Genomic DNA, 17562 nt, shown 5'->3' with positions numbered 1-17562 from the left:
GTCAGCCGAACGTCATCGGCATCACAAGGAAATAACCATGACTAAAAAATTCGAACTCGTCGCCGAATTAACGAAAGAGTTTTTCGGCAGAAAATTATTCCGCATTCGTGCAGTTGTCTCTTTCGGCTATGTTTCCGAAGGTGATTTAGGTGGTTGGGTGGAAACTGAAAGCAACCTGGATCAATCCGGCGATGCGTGGGTGTACGGCAATGCGTGGGTGTCCGGCAATGCGCAGGTGTACGGCAATGCGCAGGTGTACGGCGATGCGCAGGTGTCCGGCAATGCGCAGGTGTACGGCAATGCGCAGGTGTACGGCGATGCGCAGGTGTCCGGCGATGCGTGGGTGTACGGCGATGCGTGGGTGTCCGGCAATGCGCAGGTGTACGGCGATGCGCAGGTGTCCGGCAATGCGCAGGTGTCCGGCAATGCGCGGGTGTCCGGCAATGCGCAGGTGTCCGGCGATGCGTGGGTGTACGGCGATGCGTGGGTGTCCGGCAATGCGCAGGTGTACGGCGATGCGCAGGTATCCGGCAATGCGCAGGTGTCCGGCGATGCGTGGGTGTACGGCGATGCGTGGGTGTCCGGCAATGCGCAGGTGTACGGCGATGCGCAGGTGTCCGGCAATGCGCAGGTGTCCGGCAATGCGCGGGTGTCCGGCAATGCGCATTGGATCACTATCGGCCCAATCGGTTCTGAGAATGGATTTCTGACTGCTTTTCGACAGAAAGATAACTCAATTGTTGTGAGCAGAGGATGTTTCTCAGGAACGATTGACGAGTTCGAGTTGGCAGTAAAAGAGCGACACGGAGACAGTAAGCACGCTCAAATCTATCTGGCACTAATTCCCGTAATCAAACTGCGTCTGGATGAGGTGAATGATGAGTAACCAAACAGTCACCCACAACGGCAAGCAGTACACCGCCAAAAAGCTCAACGATAACGAGTGGCAGCTGGCGTCCGTCGATAAACCCCGCGATAAAATCACGATGAACCGCTGGCAGATGCACGTCTCTGGTTTGCTCGCTCAGGTGGAGGGAGTGAAATGATGCACCATTACGGAGTGTTTGAAGTTAACCGCGGCGCCGTCCAGCCGGGAATGCTGGTTAAGCATAAAGACGGAATGTGGACTGCATCAGCAAATGCACGCGGCAAGCTCTACCTTCACCGAGGCTGCGAGCATACCTACACCAAAGAATTGCTTGTTGAGGTTTATCTCGACGGGCACGGCAACGGGCTTAGTCATTATCCAGTTATTTATTCGGGCCGTGTGGAGCGAGCTTAAACTCCAGATGATACAACTTCCCATCAGGGGCTTTGAAGTCAACTTCAAAAGAATCAGGCGGGTTGAAAGGGTCAGGTGCGTTTCTTGCGATACACGTAGAACGCCAGGCGATATGACCATTCTTACCTAAGCCTAGTGAGCGTGATTTCCACCAGTCATACCATGACTGATCGCGTGGCTGATCGCTTCCCTTTTCTCTCACAAACCAATGATTCCGCTTCGAGCGCCTGCCCATTTCTTTGGTTGGGTACATCGGTGTTGTCATCTTTTTATCAATCAGCATTTGGTCACCTTATTTGTTGCCGCTGCGCTTCATATATTCTGCTCCATCATGCTGATTAATCAAGTACCACATTGAAATGCCGGGCTGGTTTCATGCAGCCGGGATCTGCACAACCAAATTTCAGGAGTTAGACATGATCCCCGTTGATTTAGCAAAAACACCGGAACTCAGCCGGATAAAACGCAAATATCACGTTATTGAAGCTCTGTACTGGCGTAAGGCCGCCAACAAAAGCATGAAGCGCCATTGTCTGCGTATGGCTCGTGATGAACGCATCAATCAATGTGACTTTCTCAGCGAAAACCTGCCGTTCTGAGGTGAAACATGGAACAGAAAAAAGTTTATTCAGCAATCAGTGCAGTAGCCAAAGAAATGGCAACCACTGGCATAAGTAAAGAGCGCCGCAACCAGCAGCAGGGATTTAACTTTCGTGGAATCGACCAGGTATACAACGCACTAGCCCCTGCCCTTGTTAATCACGGCCTGCTTATCCTGCCTCGTATAACTGAAAGGACAGTGACAGAGCGAACAACGCAAAAAGGCGGTGTATTGTTCTACGTCGTCGTTAAGGCTGAGTTCGACTTCGTCAGCACGGAAGATGGAAGTATCCACACTGTCACCACTTATGGCGAAGCGATGGATAGCGGCGATAAGGCAACCAACAAGGCCATGTCGATCGCCTACAAATACGCAGCGTTTCAGGCGTTCTGCATCCCTACCGAAGAAACTGCGATTGATGCTGATGCAGAAGTTCATCACTTAAAACCGGCTGATGCAGACCAGATTCTGGCTGAATTTACGCAGTACGCCGGAGCAGAAAACGACAGCAAGAAACTTCAGGAACAGTACGCATCAACATGGCAGCGCCTTAACGGATGGCCTGACCACCAGGCTAAATGCAAAGACGTTACCGGCATTCGAATCAGAGAACTCAAACAGGCGGCATAAATGGATTTTATGAAACGCAGGGGAAACCAGATATCTCACGGAAGGCACTGGAAGGATGATGAGATAGAAAAGGTCAGGGAAATGGCCGGAGTGACCACTTCAAAACAAATCGCCAGGATGCTTGATCGCTCATACGAATCAATCAGGCAGATGGCTAAGCGCGAGCACATTCTACTTCGCATCAGAAAATAATCTGGAGTCTCCATGTCATCACCTCTTCACGGGGCGGGATATCTGCGCCCGCCAGTCAGTTCCGGCACCAAAGAAGAGGTGCTGGAACGGTGCTTTAAAGCTATCGCCAATGACGATTATCAGACGCCAGGCATGGATGAAAGTCTGCTGCGACTCTACGAAAAGAAAGTCTGGAATGACAACTTCGAAGCTTCATTCAGGCCTGGATGGCAGATAGTCGGGCCTGTCCAACATCACTACACCGACGATCGTATGCGTAATCATCGCGGTCGATTCGGCCACACCAGGAGTGACTGATGAAAGACTGGAGTCAGAACGAACTGGCACTGCTGTGGCGCCACACAAACAAAGAAGTCGCAGAGATGACCGGTCGGAGTATCGAAGAGGTCGGAGATAAGCGGCTGCAAACCAATATTGAGCGTAATGGCTGGGATGTAAACGATCCGGAGCGGGAGGATGCATGATTCATTTTCACGGCGGCCCTATTACGCCTGACACATGTGCCCTGAAGGCATGGAAAGGCAGGCACGCTTTCATCTCCTTCGCTAACCCCGGCCAATTAGCCCTGGCCAGCGAAGTCACCCAGTCTTTCGCGCTGGATAACGGCGCATTCAGCTTCTGGACGAAAAAGCGCGTTGTTAACTGGAATGACTACTACGCGTTTGTAGGTCGCTGGATGAATCACCCTCGCTTTGCTTTTGCTGTTATCCCTGACGTGATCGGCGGGACCAGTGAAGAGAACGACGCGTTAATCGCCGAGTGGCCGCACGGCAAAGTAGTCGGCGCTCCTGTGTGGCACATGAACGAGCCCGATGAACGTTTCTTCCGCCTGTGTCGGGAATTTCCGCGCGTATGCATCGGTAGCATGGGTGAATACGACGCAAAGCGCCCGCGCTCATGTCGGGCAAAGTTACGCGATCTCATCCGTCATGTTGTCGACATAAACGGTTATCCGATAACAAAGCTTCACGGCCTTCGCATGCTGAACGCCGATATCTTCCGCCACATCCCGCTGTCGTCAGCCGACAGTACTAATGTGGCGCGAAACATCGGCATCGACAAAGCGTGGGATAAATCAGCCTACGCGCCGGCAAGCAAAGAAACACGCGCTGCGGTGCTGGTTGAGCGCATTGAAGCCTTTAACTCTGCAAGTTCGCTGAATTACGACGCAGAACGTGATCTTTTCACGCCACAACTTGCTTTTGAGGTGTAATTCCATGACCGGAAAATACTCCCTTATCTACTCAGACCCTCCCTGGTCTTACGGCAACACAATCAGCAACGGCGCCGCTGCCGACCACTACTCCACCATGAAGTTAATCGACATCAAGCGTCTGCCAGTGTGGGAACTTGCCGCCGATAACGCGGTGCTGGCGATGTGGTACACCGGCACGCATAACCAGGAGGCTATCGAGCTGGCCGAGGCTTGGGGATTTACCGTTCGCACGATGAAGGGCTTTACCTGGGTGAAGCTGAATCAGAACGCGGAATTGCGCATCAACAAGGCGCTGGCCGAGGGTGAAATCACCGACTTTTACGACTTCCTTGATCTGCTTAACGCCGAGACGCGCATGAACGGTGGCAACCACACCCGCGCCAATACTGAAGACTTGCTGATTGCTACCCGCGGCGCCGGGCTGGAACGAAAGCATGCCGGGATTAAACAAGTGGTATACAGCCCGCTCGGCGCGCACAGCGAAAAGCCTTGGGAAGTGCGCAACCGGTTGGAACTGCTTTACGGCGATGTGCCTCGCATAGAATTGTTTAGCCGCAGCGCGGCACCAGGCTGGCACCACTGGGGAAACGAATGTTCCTCCAGTGTAACCCTCACCCCAGGAATGGTTGGCCCATTAGAACCGACACCGGAGGGTTATGAAACAGATTGCGCAATTTGGCCGGCAGAGGTCGAGATGGTTTTCAGCGCCGTTGAACATGACGGCGCCATTACTGAAAAAAACAAGCAGAAGCTCAAATTTCACATCAACCGCATGTGGTTAGAGAAAACACCCATTCCTCAAATAGTCGTGTCCGCGCGGTCGCTAATCGCAACAATGGAGAGAAGCTCGTGAAAGAAATCATCGTTGACAATTTTGCCGGTGGAGGCGGGGCAAGTACGGGTATTGAATTGGCGATTGGCCGCAGCGTGGACATTGCGATTAACCACGACCTAAATGCCGTTGCTATGCACACTACTAATCACCCGGACACTCTGCACTACTGCGAAAGTGTGTTTAATGTTGACCCGGCAACAGCGACCGCAGGTAAACCGGTTGGCCTAGCCTGGTTCAGCCCTGACTGCCGACACTTCTCAAAAGCGAAAGGCTCAAAACCGGTTGAGAAAGAGATTCGCGGATTGGCATGGATCGTCATTCGTTGGGCTCTGTCCGTTCGTCCGCGGGTTATGATGCTGGAGAACGTGGAGGAGTTCAAAACCTGGGGACCGCTGCTGGCCGAGGAAATGCGCCCTGACCCGGCTCGCGCTGGCGAAACATTCGAAGCTTTCTGCGGAATGCTCTCCTGTGGCATCCCGGCATATCATCCTGCGCTGGCCGAGTGCTGCAAGTTCTTGGACATTCTGCCGGATAGCCCGCAAGCTCAGCAATTGATTAATGGTCTGGGCTACAACGTAGATTACCGCGAGATGCGGGCGTGTGACTATGGCGCGCCGACCATTCGTAAGCGATTCTTCATGGTCATGCGCTGCGATGGCGTGCCGGTGATGTGGCCTGCGGCTACGCACGGAGACCCGAAGTCTCCAGCGGTACAGGCGGGAAGCCTGGCGCCGTGGCGCACAGCTGCGGAGTGTATCGACTGGTCAATTAGCTCCCAGTCAATCTTTGGTCGGAAGAAACAGTTAGCTGAGAATACCCTAAAGCGCATCGCCAGAGGCATCCAACGCTTCGTTCTGGACAATCCGACGCCGTTCATCGTGAAGTGCAACCACACCACCACGAAGGGAAAATATGACTGTTTCCGCGGACAGTCGCTGGCTGATCCGCTTCAGACCATAACCAAAACTCACGGATACGCGCTCGCCGTTCCGCACCTAACCAAGTTACGAACCGGCGCTACCGGGCAGGAGGTAACCGAACCGTTACCGACGATCACCGCCGGCACGTCGAAACGACCAGGCGGCAATGGGCATGCATTGGGTATGGTCGAAGCTGCACTTACACCGTTTATTGCCAGACAGTTCGGCGCCAGCGTCTGTCATACGGTTGACGAGCCGAGCGCTACGGTAACCGCTGGGGGCGGCGGAAAATCGCAGCTGGTGACGCCAACGCTGATCCAGATGGGATATGGCGAACGTCCAGGGCAGGCGCCGCGGGTTCTGCAACTGGAAAAGCCGCTGGGGACGATTACTGCCGGCGGCGGAAAGTTCGCAATGGTCGCGGCGAATATGGTGAAACACTTCGGCGGGAATTACAACGGAGCTGGCGTTTCTCTGGACGAGCCCATTCACACCATGACCACCACCGATCACCACGCTCTTGTCACCTCCAGCATTATCAAAATGCGCGGTACCAATACCGGCCAGCCTACTGACACTCCACTGCAAACCGTGACCGCTGGCGGTCAGCATTTTGGTGAAGTTAAAACCACGCTGGCAAATTCGGGATACGACGAGCACCGCGCGCAGCTTACGGCTGATTTCCTACGGGAATATTGTGGGGAGGATTGCACCGGGCTGGTTACTGTCGATGGCATCACTTACCGCATCGTAGATATCGGTATGCGCATGCTTCAGCCCCATGAGTTGTACCGGGCGCAGGGTTTCCCTGAGTGGTACATCATCGACAGGGACTACCGCGGCGTGAAGTATGCGAAGGATAAGCAGGTGGCCCGCTGCGGTAATGCGGTTCCGCCGCCGTTCGCTGAAGCTCTGGTAAGGGCAAATTTGCCAGAAATGTGCGTAACAAGAGGTTCGGAGGCAGCATGAAATCATTCATCAACAGGTCGCTATCGCGGCCTTTTTTATTGCTGGCCTTCACCTTCAACCGCATTAATCGACTCTTCGAGAAATAACTATGGACGAAATGACACAGGAATTTAAAGACTGGTACGAAAAAGAAACTGGATGGTGTGTAGAAGATGCACCCTCAGACGATGTAACAGCGCTTATCTGGCTGGCATGGAAAGCCGGGAAAAAGGCTGGTGAAGACTTTAAGGAGTGAATCATGGACATCATCGACACCGCAGCAGAGATTGAAGAGCTTCATCGTAACGCTGCCCTTTCCGCTCACCGACTGAATCGCAACGCAGTATCAGCTGAGCGTTGTGAAGAATGCAACGAACCAATTCCCGAGCCGCGGCGCGCTGCCGTTCCCGGCTGCCAGACGTGCGTTAGTTGCGCCAATGATATCGAACTACGGTTGAAACAGGTGGGAAAATGATATGCGCGTGAAATTTGATGTTGGCGAAAAGGTGGGCATGCTCACGCTAATTGAGCCTTTACCCAAAGATGAAAAAGGGGTTTACAAGGGTAAATTTTCCTGTGATTGCGGAAGCACTAAAATTATTCGCCTTTGTTTCGTTAAAAGTGGACACACAAAATCATGTGGCTGCTTAAAGATTGAAGCAAAAAGGACTCACGGAATGTCGAGTTCTTCAGAATATAGGATTTGGGAGTTGATGTTACATAGATGCGAAAACCCTAAAGATAAGAGATACAAGGATTATGGCGGGAGAGGAATAACTGTCTGTCATCAATGGCATGACTTCAACTCGTTTTACGCTGATATGGGTGCTCGTCCTGATGGGCTTACACTGGACCGCATCGATAATGACAAGGGGTATTCACCGGAAAATTGTCGTTGGGCCACACCATCTGAACAGCAGTTGAACAGAAGGAAATTGAAGGGAAGCAAATCTCGATTTGTTGGTGTAACTCAACGTCCATCAGGTAGGTGGTCCGCAAGGATAACTGTCAATTACAAAGACATTTATCTTGGTGATTACGATACAGAAGAAGCGGCTTCCGAGGCCTACCAGAAAGCAAAGAAAAGGGTTCTTGAAGAGTTTGAACTAATGCGTAAGCAGAGGGGATTGTGATGGATTACAGCAAGCTAAGCGACTTTGAAATTAGCAAACGCGTAGCAATGGCGATCGGCGGTTTCATCGAGGAGGATTTTTGCGAAGCTCACTCAGTGATTTTTAGGCGTCATGGTCGGTATCAATATTCGTTTTTCGAACCATGTACAAACCCATCAGATGCATGGCCCATCATCGTAGAAAACAAAATTAGTCTTAATTGGGCTGAAGTTGAAAAGTCATGGTGCGCACATGTTGGTGGCGTGATGACGGATGGTTGTTGGTGCTGGGATTATGACCCAGACCATCATCAGGACAGCGTTAACCCACTCCGCGCCGCGATGATTGTCTTCCTAATGATGCAGGAGTCAGCCAATGTTCCAGTTAATTCAAAGAGGTCAGATTTACGCTGACCAGCACGGTTGGCCCGTCATCATCCACAACTGCACATCACAGATAGTCCGCTACTGGCGACAGGGCCGGATCAACACCGCTTCAATCGACCGATTCAACAATGACTTTGAGCACCTCGATCACCGTGAGGCGGCACAGATTCGCGCCGAACTTGAGGCGAGCGAGCACATTAAAAAATTAAGGAGCATGAGACGTGATCGGAATACTCAAGCCGGTACCGGAATCGCAATGGCCGGTACGATGCCACGACCCCAAGCGGAGCAACGTGTGGGCTAACTCTTATTTTCTGGTTCAGGAGTTTCAGGAAGACGACGGCGTCATCCGCCTGACGGTGAATGCCACCAGCATTGCCAGTTCTGGCCGGTGGAAGGATGGCATCAGTTGGGATGCGTTGCAGGAGATAAAGTCAGCCGTTGGCTACGGGGATCGGGATGCCGTGGAGATTTACCCGCGGGATTCTGATGTGGTGAACGTGGAGAACATGCGCCACCTGTGGATTACGCCGGAGCCGATTAGCTTCGCCTGGCGAAAGTAATTTTACGCTGCGCGCCCAGCTCGCGGCATGAGGAGAGATTATGGGGAAGATGACATTTGTCGTTGAGTTTGAAGATGGCAAGGAGCCTCCAGTAAGCGCCAACATGGATATCGCCGGTGGTCGACTTGTTGCTGCGGCATTCTATGACTATCGCAATGACTATTTTACTGATGAACAGAAAGACGTAATCGCTGACTTGATTAGCCATGAAGAAATGGAGGGATTTCTTAGTGGTGAGTCGGCAACAGAATTGAATGCAAAGCTTGACCTCCTTACCTACTGACGCAACTGATAGCCAGTTATGAGCTGGCTATTGGGTGCGAAAGCACTGCCACGTTATCCCTTTTGCCCGGTACGCCGGGCTTCTTTTTTCCTGGAGTAAACCATGAGCGACATTATCCAACTGACGCCCAACAAGTGGGTATCCGAAGAAGTTCTGATGGCTATTACTGGCCTGACAAAGAACGCGATCAAATCTGCGCGTACAAATTCATGGATGGAGGGTAGAGAGTATCGTCACTACTCAGGTGACTGCCAGCCAAAGGAAAACTCTCCCATCCTCTACAACCGACACGAAGTAGATAACTGGGTTGAACGACAACGACCGGCGATCCCGCGCCAGAAATCTGCTTAAATACCCTCCCCATTAAACTAACGCAGGAGATTTTATGTCTGGTTATCCAACTGGAGTGGAGAACCACGGCGGCACTTTGCGCATATGGTTCATATATAAAGGGAAAAGGGTAAGGGAAAGCCTTGGAGTTGTTGATACTGCAAAGAACAGGCGCATTGCTGGTGAGCTTCGCGCCTCTGTTTGTTTCGCTATAAAAACTGGTGTATTCGATTACGCCAGACAGTTCCCACAGTCACCCAATCTGAAGAAGTTCAATATCGCGCCGCCGGGGATAACTGTTGCCGAACTGGCGGCCAAATGGCTGGAACTTAAGAGGATGGATTTAACCCTTAACGCACATCTTCGATATGTATCGTATATCACGATTGGAACCGATATTCTCGGCGGCAATAGAATGGTTGATTCTATAACTCATGAGGATGTGCTTAACGTAAGGAAAGAGTTGCTGACCGGCTACCAGATATGCGGAGCGCACCAGAAGAACAGGTCGGCGAAGAAAGGAAGGACTGTCAGGACGGTTAACGTCTATGTTACCTGCATGAAGGGGATGTTTGATTTTGCGGTGTTGAATGGGTACATAAGCAAATCTCCATTTGCTGCAATTACCCCGCTAAAGAAATCGAAGTCGGATCCGTCACCACTTACCCATGATGAGTACCATCGCTTTCTTGAAAGATGCCCATGCGAACAGATACGCAACCTATGGAAGCTTGCGTTTAACACAGGCATGCGACATGGTGAAATATGCGCACTGGCATGGGAGGACATCGACACAAAGAACTGGACGATTCGGATTAGCAGGAACCTTGCCATTTCCGATCACTTCACGCCTCCAAAGACAGAAAGCGGGAACCGGACAATTAACCTTACTACTCCTGCTATCGAGGCTCTAAAAAGCCAGCTGGCATACACCAGAATGGGTAAGCAACATCAGATAGACGTTCACCTCAGAGAGTTTGGCAGAACTCGCCGAGATGAATGTACATTCGTTTTTGTTCCCAGGTTAACGGCAAGGAACGGTAAAGGAGGTGAATGGTATTCACCAGGATCATTCTCAGGGACGTGGAATAACATACTTAAAAGGAGCGGTATACCACATCGCAAGTCATATGAGTCTCGGCACACATACGCTTGCTGGGCATTAAGCGCCGGAGCTAACCCCAACTTCATTGCAGCTCAAATGGGGCATACGTCAGCACAGATGGTTTACAGCGTTTACGGGAAATGGATGTTCGACAACAATGACAACCAACTGGCAATATTGAACGCTAATTTTGGAAGTAATGCCCCACTGATGCCCCATGTTCAAAATGAGTAGGCATAAAATCCTTTAAGCTCATTAAGTTAATCCGCCCATGAAGGTTTGTTTAAGATGTGATCCTGCCAGTCCCGCACTTCAGATTCTTTCACCGCAATATGGCGCACAGAAATACGCTCGCCGTGCATCGCCGCTTTCGACCCGGTCAACAACGGATGCCAGCCCGGCAGCCCCTTTCCTTCCGCTAACAAGCGATAGGCGCAGGTCATCGGCAACCATTCAAAGGTTGGCAGATTATCGCGGGTGAGTTTAATGCAGTCTGGCTCGTACTCGAACCGACGTTCATAGTTACGACACTGGCAGGTTTTGATATTCAACTGGCGACACGCCACGTTGGTGAAATAGATTTCGTCGGTGTCTTCATCCATCAGTTTGTGCAGGCAACACTGGCCGCATCCATCACACAACGACTCCCACTCGGCATCGGTCATGTCATCCAGGGTTTTACTTTGCCAGAAAGGTATGTCGCTCATCAGGGTATCCGCCATTGCTGTAAAGCTGCACCTTATAACCAGTCTGGCACGCTGATGCAAGTTTTGCCGCCCGAAAAGGCGGCAAGCAGAGATTACAGGACGCGCGTCGTCAGCGTTTGACCGTTAAAACTAACTTCCAGCTCGTCGCCGCTTTGCAACGGGCCAACGCCTTCCGGTGTGCCGGTCAGGATCACGTCTCCCGCCTTGAGCGTGAAGAAACGGCTCATGTAGGCGACGAGCGGCACGATATGGTGGATCATCTCCGCCGTCGAGCCTTGCTGACGGATTTCGCCGTTCACCTTCAACCCGAGCGCGGTATTTTGCGGATCGCCATGAAACTCCGAAACCGGAATAAAACCTGACAGCGGGCAGGAATTATCAAACCCTTTTGCTTTTTCCCAGGGCTGACCGGCTTTTTTCATTTTGCCCTGAATATCCCGCAGCGTCAGATCGAGCGCCACGCCATAACCGGCAATCGCCTTGCGGACATGGTCTTCCGTCGCCTGGCGCAGAGTCGAGCCAATCAATATCGCCAGTTCGACTTCATGGTGAACGGCGCCCATGTCCGTCGGAATCGCCAGCGGCTGGCGCAGATCGCACAGCGCCGTTTCCGGTTTAATAAAAAGAACGGGTTCATCCGGCGTTGCGCTACCCATCTCCTTAATATGCTTTGCGTAGTTACTGCCTACACAAACCACTTTACTTACCGGGTAATCAAGCAGAGCACCTTGCCAGTTGTGATGTTGATACATTATTTTCCCCTAACGTAATCGTGGATTTCAGGAACTGCATCGACAGGGCATTCGCGTTGCCGGATACAGTTTAACTTTTAGCGTCTGGTTTATTTTCGCCCGGCGCAGAAAGATGTTGTTTGAGTAAATCTTCCGGCGGTGGCGGCAGTTGTAAATAATACCCCTGGTCGGTTAACGCTTGTTTTACTTTCTCCAGGTCGGCATTCACTAATTTCTTACGCCCATCCAACGGCAGAATCATTGCCAGCGTTGGCTGCCCGAATCCCTTCATCAGATCTTCAGGAACCCGTGAGAAATCGTCTTTTTTTTCGACGTATAAATAGGTCTGGTCGCGTTTGCTACTTCGATAGATCACACAAAACATACTTTTACTCTGAATTAACGGGATGGTGACTTGCCTCAATATAATACTGACTATAACATGCCTTCTAGTCTTCGGAATATCGCCCCGCATTGGGGATGATAAATAGCAAATTGAGTAAGGCCAGGATGTCAAACACGCCAATCGAGCTTAAAGGCAGTAGCTTCACCTTATCAGTGGTTCATTTGCACGAAGCTGAACCCAAGGTTATTCGTCAGGCGTTGGAAGACAAAATCGCTCAGGCACCTGCTTTTTTAAAACATGCTCCCGTGGTCATTAACGTCAGCGGCCTTGAAAGTCCAGTAAACTGGCCTGCGCTGCAAGAGGTGGTGACGTCTACCGGTCTGCGTATTATCGGCGTTAGCGGCTGCAAAGACGCGGCGCTAAAAGCGGAAATTGACGAGATGGGTCTTCCTTTACTGACTGAAGGTAAAGAGAAAGTCGCTCGTTCCGCCCCGGTCGAAGCCCCGGCACCGAGCGCGCCGCCGCAAAATGTTACCCCCATCACAAAAACGCGATTAATTGACGTACCGGTTCGTTCCGGTCAGCGCATTTATGCTCCACAATGTGATCTAATTGTTACAAGTCACGTCAGCGCTGGCGCAGAGTTAATCGCAGACGGTAATATCCACGTTTATGGCATGATGCGGGGCCGCGCGCTGGCAGGCGCCAGCGGCGATCGGGAAGCGCAAATTTTTTGTACCCATCTGACGGCAGAACTGGTGTCTATCGCAGGTGTTTATTGGCTGAGTGATAAAATCCCGGCAGAATTTTATGGCAAAGCGGCGCGTCTGCGGTTAGCAGATAACGCTTTGGCAGTTCAACCGTTGAATTGATCCCTTTTTAACAAGGAATTTCTATGGCACGCATTATTGTAGTTACTTCGGGTAAAGGGGGCGTTGGCAAGACCACCTCCAGCGCGGCCATCGCTACTGGTTTGGCCCAGAAGGGAAAGAAAACTGTCGTTATCGATTTCGATATCGGTCTGCGTAACCTCGACCTGATCATGGGATGTGAGCGTCGTGTCGTTTACGATTTCGTGAACGTGATTCAGGGCGATGCGACGCTAAACCAGGCGTTAATCAAAGATAAGCGCACTGAAAATCTCTTTATTCTTCCGGCATCGCAAACCCGCGATAAAGACGCGCTGACCCGTGAGGGCGTAGCAAAAGTTCTCGATGACCTGAAGGCAATGGATTTCGACTTTATCGTCTGCGACTCTCCGGCGGGCATTGAAACCGGCGCGCTGATGGCGCTCTATTTTGCCGATGAAGCGATTATCACCACGAACCCGGAAGTCTCCTCAGTACGTGACTCTGACCGTATTCTGGGCATTCTGGCGTCAAAATCCCGTCGTGCTGAAAACGGCGAAGACCCGATTAAAGAGCATCTGCTGCTGACGCGTTACAACCCTGGCCGCGTTAACAGAGGCGATATGCTCAGCATGGAAGACGTGCTGGAAATCCTGCGCATCAAACTCGTGGGGGTTATCCCGGAAGATCAGTCAGTCCTGCGCGCATCCAACCAGGGAGAGCCGGTTATTCTCGACATCACTGCTGATGCGGGTAAAGCCTATGCAGATACCGTAGAACGTCTGTTGGGAGAAGAACGTCCTTTCCGCTTCATTGAAGAAGAGAAGAAAGGTTTCCTCAAACGCCTGTTCGGAGGATAAGTTATGGCATTACTGGATTTTTTTCTCTCGCGGAAAAAGAGTACAGCCAACATCGCTAAAGAGCGACTGCAAATCATTGTTGCGGAGCGCCGTCGCAGCGACGCCGAGCCGCATTATTTACCGCAGTTGAGAAAAGATATTCTCGAAGTCATCTGCAAGTATGTGCAAATTGATCCAGAAATGGTCACCGTACAGCTTGAGCAAAAAGACGGCGATATTTCAATTCTCGAGCTTAACGTGACATTACCGGAAGCCGAAGAGTCCAGATAATCTCTTTTCGGATAACGCAACGCGATAAAAAGGCAGAGTATTCTGCCTTTTATTTGCTGCTGTGCCATAAACAGTAACGCGGCGGCGCTTATTCCAGGCTGAACTTCGGGTAACGCTCCTGAAAATAGCGGCGCAGAAATTCAACCGTAATGCGAATTTTTGCCGACGAGGAAAGACGGGAAGCGGAGACCGCCCATATATTGGCAGGCTGATAATACTCCGGCAGAACCTGTACCAGATGGCCGCTGGCAATGTTATCGCAGACATCCCACCACGACCGCAACGCAATGCCCTGCCCGTCCAGACACCATTGATGCACAATCTCACCGTGGTTGGAGGACAGTGACCCTGTCACTTTAATCGAATATTCCCGTTCTTTTGTGCGTAACTGCCAGATTCCAAAGGGATGGTCACGCTCTTTAATCACCAGACACGGAAAGGCTGCCAGATCGCTGAGCTGCTTCGGCGTGCCGTGCTGCTCCAGAAACGCCGGTGATGCGCATAAAATACGGTAATTGGTTCCAAGCTTATGCGCGATTAAATTAGAGGCAATCTCATCACCAATACGAATATCAAGATCGACCCCTTCATTCACCAGATCTACCAGCCGGTCCTCAACGTCAAACCGCAACTCCAGCTGTGGATACTGCTTCGCCAGCGCCGACAGCGCTGGCGCAACAATCCGCCGACCGAAGCCAAAACTGCTGATAATACGCAGCATACCTTGTGGGACTTGCCGCACGTCAGACAGCTCATCCATCATCTGATCCACATCCTGCAAAATGCGCTGTGCCCATTCGTAAATACGCTCGCCCTCTTCCGTGATCGTCACCCGCCGGGTCGTTCGGTGGAGCAGCACCACGTTCAGCGTCTGCTCCAGCAACGCCACCCGTTTGCTGATAAACGCCGGCGAAACGCCCAGCTCTTCCGCAACCGCGCTAAAACCCGCACGCCGGGCAACCCGCATAAAGACGCGTAAATCATTCAGGAGAGGCAGATTATTCATGATCTGTGTTTTATGTTTCACCAGTTGGAAGGATTAACTCTCAATCAGTCAATTATAGGATAAGGGGTAAGTCAATTTTGACTGCTGATAAGTGAGAGCTGGTATGAAGAAAACCTGTCGTATTGCCGCTATTCCCGGAGACGGTATTGGTAAAGAAGTCCTGCCTGAAGGTATTCGCGTATTGCAGACCGCCGCTGAACGCTGGGATCTCTCGCTCAGCTTTGAGCCGATTGAGTGGGCCAGCTGCGAATATTATGCACATCACGGTACGATGATGCCTGACGACTGGCATGCGCAGCTAAAATCGTTTGATGCGATCTATTTCGGCGCCGTCGGCTGGCCGGATACCGTCCCGGACCATGTTTCATTGTGGGGATCGCTGCTGAAATTCCGCCGTGAATTTGACCAGTACGTTAACCTGCGTCCGGTACGTCTGTTTCCCGGCGTTCCCTGCCCGCTGGCCGGAAAAAAAGCGGGAGATATTGATTTCTACGTCGTGCGCGAGAACACCGAAGGGGAATACTCCTCGCTGGGCGGGCGCGTTAATGCCGGAACCGAGCACGAAGTAGTGATTCAGGAGTCGGTATTTACCCGGCGCGGAGTGGATCGCATTCTGCGCTACGCCTTTGAGCTGGCGCAAAGCCGACCGCGCAAAACGCTGACGTCCGCCACCAAATCCAACGGCCTGGCCATCAGTATGCCTTTCTGGGATGAACGCGTTGAAGCAATGGCGCAACACTACCCGGAGATTCGTTGGGATAAGCAGCATATCGACATTCTGTGCGCCCGCTTTGTCATGCAGCCGGAGCGCTTTGACGTGGTTGTCGCCTCAAATCTGTTTGGCGATATACTGTCCGATCTTGGCCCGGCCTGTACCGGCACCATCGGCATTGCGCCTTCCGCAAACCTGAACCCGGAACGCACATTCCCGTCGCTGTTTGAACCGGTACACGGCTCTGCGCCGGATATATACGGTAAGAATATCGCCAACCCTGTTGCCACCATCTGGGCGGGCGCCATGATGCTGGATTTCCTCGGCAATGGCGATACGCGCTACCGGGAGGCACATGACGGTATTCTCGCGGCCATTGAGCAAGTTATCGCCGACGGCCCGAAAACACCGGATCTGAAAGGCGCCGCCTCCACCCGGCAGATGGCGGAGGCGATCTGTCAGGCGCTGCGCTAATGACGGAGCGGCCGGATAGCGGCCATCATCCGTATTACAGCGGATATTCCTGCAACAGATTCCGCAGTTTTTCCGCCATCAGTTCCGCACGCCAGCCGGAGATGAGTTCCGGCTGCGTGGCCTGCGGTTTTAACTTCCAGTGCCAGTTAAGCAACTGGTTGATTTGCCGACGCGACGCCAGCAATTCCGCACTGACGTTGTGCGTCGCGCTAACGTCTGCCACCAGCGCTTTGATGGCTTTAAACGCCTTGCGATAGCCTGGCATATCCATCAGGTTCAGCAAGGGTTCCGGCAGCGTCTCTTCCGGCAGCGCCTGCGCCTTCTCCACTAACGCGATCAGCGTCTTACCGTGAAAACGAATTTCGCTGCCAGAAAGCCCCAGGCTGTCCAGTTCGCCCAGACTCCCCGGCATATAGCGCGCCACCGCCCACAGGTGCTCTTCGCGCACCACAAAGTTGACCGCCAGATCGCGCTCACGCGCCTTGCGCAGCCGCCAGTCGGCCAACAGTTGCAGGCAAGCCAGTTGACGGGTACGCAACTGCCACGCATTGGTGATGTCACGCCAGGCATCTTCCGGTGCCAGAATTTCCTGACGACGCTGCTGCATCAGACGGCACTCATCCAGCGCCGCAGGCAGCCAGCCGGATGCTTCGGTTTCGACCATCAGTTTTTTGGTGATCGGTAACAAATACCAGACGTCCGCCGCTGCATACTCGCACTGACGTTCGGTTAACGGTCTTGCCAGCCAGTCGGTACGGGACTCGCTTTTATCCAGCGCGACGCCCGTAAACTCCTCCACCATCGCGGCAAAACCCCAGGACAAGGGGCGGCCGCAAAATGCGGCAAGGATCTGCGTGTCGATCAGCGGTTGCGGCAGTTCTCCGAAGGTGTTGAGAAAAACCTCCAGATCTTCGCTGCCCGCATGCAAAAATTTGGTTATCGCGGTATCACGCAACACGGCGCGCAGAGGCGACCAGTCGGTAATGCCGTGAGGATCAATCAGGGCGACATGCTCGCCATCAAACAGCTGGATAAGCCCAAGTTGCGGGTAATAGGTGCGCGTACGGACAAACTCCGTATCAAGGGCAATAGCCGGAAATGCCCGAACCGCTTCACATAACGTCGCCAGCGCGTCGTCCGTAGTGATCATTTGGTAATTCAAATCATATTCTCTTTAGTTTGCGCCAAAAAAAACGCCGGCTTAA

General features: G+C 52.3%; 28 protein-coding genes and 1 pseudogene. 23 read left to right on the top strand and 6 right to left on the bottom strand.

Translation table 11 applies throughout. From position 1 onward, the window contains the following. Window positions 1–37 precede the first annotated feature (37 nt). From OGX93_RS01880 to OGX93_RS01870, 3 genes are read left to right on the top strand one after another with little or no spacing between them, the layout of a single operon-like run. The gene (locus tag OGX93_RS01880; protein WP_286487727.1) at window positions 38–886 is read left to right on the top strand and encodes a hypothetical protein; all 849 of its coding nucleotides are present in this window, start codon (window positions 38–40) and stop codon (window positions 884–886) included. Beyond that, complete coding sequence (locus tag OGX93_RS01875) at window positions 876–1046, top strand: hypothetical protein (protein ID WP_286487726.1); 171 nt, start codon at window positions 876–878, stop codon at window positions 1044–1046. Before OGX93_RS01880 ends, OGX93_RS01875 begins: the two co-directional genes overlap by 11 nt. Further along, window positions 1043–1282, top strand: a complete 240-nt coding sequence (locus OGX93_RS01870; protein ID WP_284885702.1) for a cell division inhibitor protein — start codon at window positions 1043–1045, stop codon at window positions 1280–1282. Before OGX93_RS01875 ends, OGX93_RS01870 begins: the two co-directional genes overlap by 4 nt. Here OGX93_RS01870 and OGX93_RS01865 read toward each other — a convergent pair. Then, entirely contained in the window at window positions 1251–1565 is a 315-nt protein-coding gene (locus tag OGX93_RS01865; protein ID WP_286487725.1) for a hypothetical protein, read from the bottom strand. The genes OGX93_RS01870 and OGX93_RS01865 overlap by 32 nt on opposite strands. 133 nt (window positions 1566–1698) lie before the next feature. Between OGX93_RS01865 and OGX93_RS01860 the strand changes: the two genes are divergently transcribed. From OGX93_RS01860 to OGX93_RS01785, 16 genes and pseudogenes are all read left to right on the top strand, one after another. Continuing rightward, entirely contained in the window at window positions 1699–1881 is a 183-nt protein-coding gene (locus tag OGX93_RS01860) for a hypothetical protein (protein WP_286487724.1), read from the top strand. 8 nt (window positions 1882–1889) lie between these two features. Then, a complete protein-coding gene (locus tag OGX93_RS01855; RefSeq protein WP_286487723.1) occupies window positions 1890–2513 on the top strand; it encodes an ERF family protein in 624 nt (207 codons plus the stop codon). Window positions 2514–2717: 204 nt separating this feature from the next. After that, window positions 2718–3002, top strand: a complete 285-nt coding sequence (locus OGX93_RS01850) for a hypothetical protein (RefSeq protein WP_286487722.1) — start codon at window positions 2718–2720, stop codon at window positions 3000–3002. Next, window positions 3002–3169 (top strand): hypothetical protein, encoded by a 168-nt coding sequence (locus tag OGX93_RS01845; RefSeq protein WP_286487721.1) that lies wholly within the window; start codon window positions 3002–3004, stop codon window positions 3167–3169. Before OGX93_RS01850 ends, OGX93_RS01845 begins: the two co-directional genes overlap by 1 nt. Then, entirely contained in the window at window positions 3166–3918 is a 753-nt protein-coding gene (locus OGX93_RS01840) for a hypothetical protein (protein ID WP_286487720.1), read from the top strand. Before OGX93_RS01845 ends, OGX93_RS01840 begins: the two co-directional genes overlap by 4 nt. Before the next feature lie 4 nt (window positions 3919–3922). Next, window positions 3923–4543: pseudogene (locus tag OGX93_RS01835) on the top strand (MT-A70 family methyltransferase); the annotation flags it as partial. A 227-nt stretch (window positions 4544–4770) separates the two neighbouring features. Then, on the top strand, window positions 4771–6645 hold the full coding sequence (locus OGX93_RS01830; RefSeq protein ID WP_286487719.1) for a DNA cytosine methyltransferase: 1875 nt from the start codon (window positions 4771–4773) through the stop codon (window positions 6643–6645). Window positions 6646–6733: 88 nt separating this feature from the next. Further along, window positions 6734–6880, top strand: a complete 147-nt coding sequence (locus OGX93_RS01825) for a hypothetical protein (RefSeq protein ID WP_006176202.1) — start codon at window positions 6734–6736, stop codon at window positions 6878–6880. Window positions 6881–6883: 3 nt separating this feature from the next. Further along, window positions 6884–7099 carry a TraR/DksA family transcriptional regulator gene (locus tag OGX93_RS01820; protein WP_286487718.1) on the top strand — a complete coding sequence of 72 codons (216 nt, stop codon included), beginning with the start codon at window positions 6884–6886 and terminating at the stop codon, window positions 7097–7099. 1 nt (window position 7100) lies between these two features. After that, window positions 7101–7757 carry an AP2/ERF family transcription factor gene (locus OGX93_RS01815; RefSeq protein ID WP_286487717.1) on the top strand — a complete coding sequence of 219 codons (657 nt, stop codon included), beginning with the start codon at window positions 7101–7103 and terminating at the stop codon, window positions 7755–7757. Next, window positions 7757–8149, top strand: coding sequence for a phage protein NinX family protein (locus OGX93_RS01810; protein ID WP_286487716.1), 393 nt, complete (start codon window positions 7757–7759; stop codon window positions 8147–8149). Before OGX93_RS01815 ends, OGX93_RS01810 begins: the two co-directional genes overlap by 1 nt. Continuing rightward, window positions 8112–8426 (top strand): DUF4222 domain-containing protein, encoded by a 315-nt coding sequence (locus tag OGX93_RS01805; protein ID WP_502873156.1) that lies wholly within the window; start codon window positions 8112–8114, stop codon window positions 8424–8426. The genes OGX93_RS01810 and OGX93_RS01805 overlap by 38 nt, the downstream gene beginning before the upstream one ends. Then, on the top strand, window positions 8344–8685 hold the full coding sequence (locus tag OGX93_RS01800) for a DUF7694 domain-containing protein (protein WP_286487715.1): 342 nt from the start codon (window positions 8344–8346) through the stop codon (window positions 8683–8685). The genes OGX93_RS01805 and OGX93_RS01800 overlap by 83 nt, the downstream gene beginning before the upstream one ends. A gap of 40 nt (window positions 8686–8725) precedes the next feature. Then, window positions 8726–8968, top strand: coding sequence for a hypothetical protein (locus OGX93_RS01795; RefSeq protein WP_286487714.1), 243 nt, complete (start codon window positions 8726–8728; stop codon window positions 8966–8968). 102 nt (window positions 8969–9070) lie between these two features. Continuing rightward, complete coding sequence (locus OGX93_RS01790; RefSeq protein ID WP_047500635.1) at window positions 9071–9319, top strand: excisionase family protein; 249 nt, start codon at window positions 9071–9073, stop codon at window positions 9317–9319. Window positions 9320–9353: 34 nt separating this feature from the next. Then, on the top strand, window positions 9354–10637 hold the full coding sequence (locus tag OGX93_RS01785; RefSeq protein WP_286487713.1) for a tyrosine-type recombinase/integrase: 1284 nt from the start codon (window positions 9354–9356) through the stop codon (window positions 10635–10637). 26 nt (window positions 10638–10663) lie between these two features. Here OGX93_RS01785 and ycgN read toward each other — a convergent pair whose 3' ends face one another. From ycgN to OGX93_RS01770, 3 genes are all read right to left on the bottom strand, one after another. Beyond that, complete coding sequence (ycgN, locus tag OGX93_RS01780) at window positions 10664–11110, bottom strand: cysteine cluster protein YcgN (RefSeq protein ID WP_047464034.1); 447 nt, start codon at window positions 11108–11110, stop codon at window positions 10664–10666. Window positions 11111–11202: 92 nt separating this feature from the next. After that, window positions 11203–11862 carry a fumarylacetoacetate hydrolase family protein gene (locus OGX93_RS01775; protein ID WP_049008376.1) on the bottom strand — a complete coding sequence of 220 codons (660 nt, stop codon included), beginning with the start codon at window positions 11860–11862 and terminating at the stop codon, window positions 11203–11205. Window positions 11863–11932: 70 nt separating this feature from the next. Continuing rightward, complete coding sequence (locus OGX93_RS01770) at window positions 11933–12226, bottom strand: YcgL domain-containing protein (RefSeq protein WP_024130270.1); 294 nt, start codon at window positions 12224–12226, stop codon at window positions 11933–11935. Between the two features lie 125 nt (window positions 12227–12351). Here OGX93_RS01770 and minC point away from each other — a divergent pair, with 125 nt between their 5' ends. The 3 genes from minC to minE are packed head-to-tail and all read left to right on the top strand — an operon-like array spanning window position 12352 to window position 14165. Next, window positions 12352–13059, top strand: a complete 708-nt coding sequence (gene minC / locus OGX93_RS01765) for a septum site-determining protein MinC (RefSeq protein WP_047463264.1) — start codon at window positions 12352–12354, stop codon at window positions 13057–13059. A 23-nt stretch (window positions 13060–13082) separates the two neighbouring features. Continuing rightward, window positions 13083–13895, top strand: a complete 813-nt coding sequence (gene minD / locus OGX93_RS01760; protein ID WP_012132073.1) for a septum site-determining protein MinD — start codon at window positions 13083–13085, stop codon at window positions 13893–13895. Window positions 13896–13898: 3 nt separating this feature from the next. Further along, entirely contained in the window at window positions 13899–14165 is a 267-nt protein-coding gene (gene minE, locus OGX93_RS01755; protein WP_003859937.1) for a cell division topological specificity factor MinE, read from the top strand. 88 nt (window positions 14166–14253) lie between these two features. Here the strand turns inward: minE and OGX93_RS01750 are convergent, their stop codons facing one another. Further along, window positions 14254–15171, bottom strand: a complete 918-nt coding sequence (locus tag OGX93_RS01750) for a LysR substrate-binding domain-containing protein (RefSeq protein ID WP_012132072.1) — start codon at window positions 15169–15171, stop codon at window positions 14254–14256. Window positions 15172–15274: 103 nt separating this feature from the next. Here OGX93_RS01750 and OGX93_RS01745 point away from each other — a divergent pair, with 103 nt between their 5' ends. Beyond that, on the top strand, window positions 15275–16357 hold the full coding sequence (locus tag OGX93_RS01745) for a tartrate dehydrogenase (RefSeq protein ID WP_104868558.1): 1083 nt from the start codon (window positions 15275–15277) through the stop codon (window positions 16355–16357). Between the two features lie 34 nt (window positions 16358–16391). Here the strand turns inward: OGX93_RS01745 and rnd are convergent, their stop codons facing one another. After that, window positions 16392–17519 (bottom strand): ribonuclease D, encoded by a 1128-nt coding sequence (gene rnd / locus OGX93_RS01740; RefSeq protein ID WP_130028869.1) that lies wholly within the window; start codon window positions 17517–17519, stop codon window positions 16392–16394. Window positions 17520–17562: the final 43 nt, after the last annotated feature.

Origin of the sequence: Citrobacter sp. CK195 (assembly GCF_030333365.1) — a bacterium.
Lineage (GTDB): Bacteria > Pseudomonadota > Gammaproteobacteria > Enterobacterales > Enterobacteriaceae > Citrobacter_B > Citrobacter_B koseri.
This window is presented reverse-complemented; position numbering and strand designations above follow the sequence as displayed.

Coding starts and splice junctions, on each gene's coding strand:
- OGX93_RS01880 (WP_286487727.1), top strand. CDS start 38: ATGACTAAAAAATTCGAACTCGTCGCCGAATTAACGAAAGAGTTTTTC.
- OGX93_RS01875 (WP_286487726.1), top strand. CDS start 876: ATGATGAGTAACCAAACAGTCACCCACAACGGCAAGCAGTACACCGCC.
- OGX93_RS01870 (WP_284885702.1), top strand. CDS start 1,043: ATGATGCACCATTACGGAGTGTTTGAAGTTAACCGCGGCGCCGTCCAG.
- OGX93_RS01865 (WP_286487725.1), bottom strand. CDS start 1,565: ATGCTGATTGATAAAAAGATGACAACACCGATGTACCCAACCAAAGAA.
- OGX93_RS01860 (WP_286487724.1), top strand. CDS start 1,699: ATGATCCCCGTTGATTTAGCAAAAACACCGGAACTCAGCCGGATAAAA.
- OGX93_RS01855 (WP_286487723.1), top strand. CDS start 1,890: ATGGAACAGAAAAAAGTTTATTCAGCAATCAGTGCAGTAGCCAAAGAA.
- OGX93_RS01850 (WP_286487722.1), top strand. CDS start 2,718: ATGTCATCACCTCTTCACGGGGCGGGATATCTGCGCCCGCCAGTCAGT.
- OGX93_RS01845 (WP_286487721.1), top strand. CDS start 3,002: ATGAAAGACTGGAGTCAGAACGAACTGGCACTGCTGTGGCGCCACACA.
- OGX93_RS01840 (WP_286487720.1), top strand. CDS start 3,166: ATGATTCATTTTCACGGCGGCCCTATTACGCCTGACACATGTGCCCTG.
- OGX93_RS01825 (WP_006176202.1), top strand. CDS start 6,734: ATGGACGAAATGACACAGGAATTTAAAGACTGGTACGAAAAAGAAACT.
- OGX93_RS01820 (WP_286487718.1), top strand. CDS start 6,884: ATGGACATCATCGACACCGCAGCAGAGATTGAAGAGCTTCATCGTAAC.
- OGX93_RS01815 (WP_286487717.1), top strand. CDS start 7,101: ATGCGCGTGAAATTTGATGTTGGCGAAAAGGTGGGCATGCTCACGCTA.
- OGX93_RS01810 (WP_286487716.1), top strand. CDS start 7,757: ATGGATTACAGCAAGCTAAGCGACTTTGAAATTAGCAAACGCGTAGCA.
- OGX93_RS01805 (WP_502873156.1), top strand. CDS start 8,112: ATGTTCCAGTTAATTCAAAGAGGTCAGATTTACGCTGACCAGCACGGT.
- OGX93_RS01795 (WP_286487714.1), top strand. CDS start 8,726: ATGGGGAAGATGACATTTGTCGTTGAGTTTGAAGATGGCAAGGAGCCT.
- OGX93_RS01790 (WP_047500635.1), top strand. CDS start 9,071: ATGAGCGACATTATCCAACTGACGCCCAACAAGTGGGTATCCGAAGAA.
- OGX93_RS01785 (WP_286487713.1), top strand. CDS start 9,354: ATGTCTGGTTATCCAACTGGAGTGGAGAACCACGGCGGCACTTTGCGC.
- ycgN (WP_047464034.1), bottom strand. CDS start 11,110: ATGAGCGACATACCTTTCTGGCAAAGTAAAACCCTGGATGACATGACC.
- OGX93_RS01775 (WP_049008376.1), bottom strand. CDS start 11,862: ATGTATCAACATCACAACTGGCAAGGTGCTCTGCTTGATTACCCGGTA.
- OGX93_RS01770 (WP_024130270.1), bottom strand. CDS start 12,226: ATGTTTTGTGTGATCTATCGAAGTAGCAAACGCGACCAGACCTATTTA.
- minC (WP_047463264.1), top strand. CDS start 12,352: ATGTCAAACACGCCAATCGAGCTTAAAGGCAGTAGCTTCACCTTATCA.
- minD (WP_012132073.1), top strand. CDS start 13,083: ATGGCACGCATTATTGTAGTTACTTCGGGTAAAGGGGGCGTTGGCAAG.
- minE (WP_003859937.1), top strand. CDS start 13,899: ATGGCATTACTGGATTTTTTTCTCTCGCGGAAAAAGAGTACAGCCAAC.
- OGX93_RS01750 (WP_012132072.1), bottom strand. CDS start 15,171: ATGAATAATCTGCCTCTCCTGAATGATTTACGCGTCTTTATGCGGGTT.
- OGX93_RS01745 (WP_104868558.1), top strand. CDS start 15,275: ATGAAGAAAACCTGTCGTATTGCCGCTATTCCCGGAGACGGTATTGGT.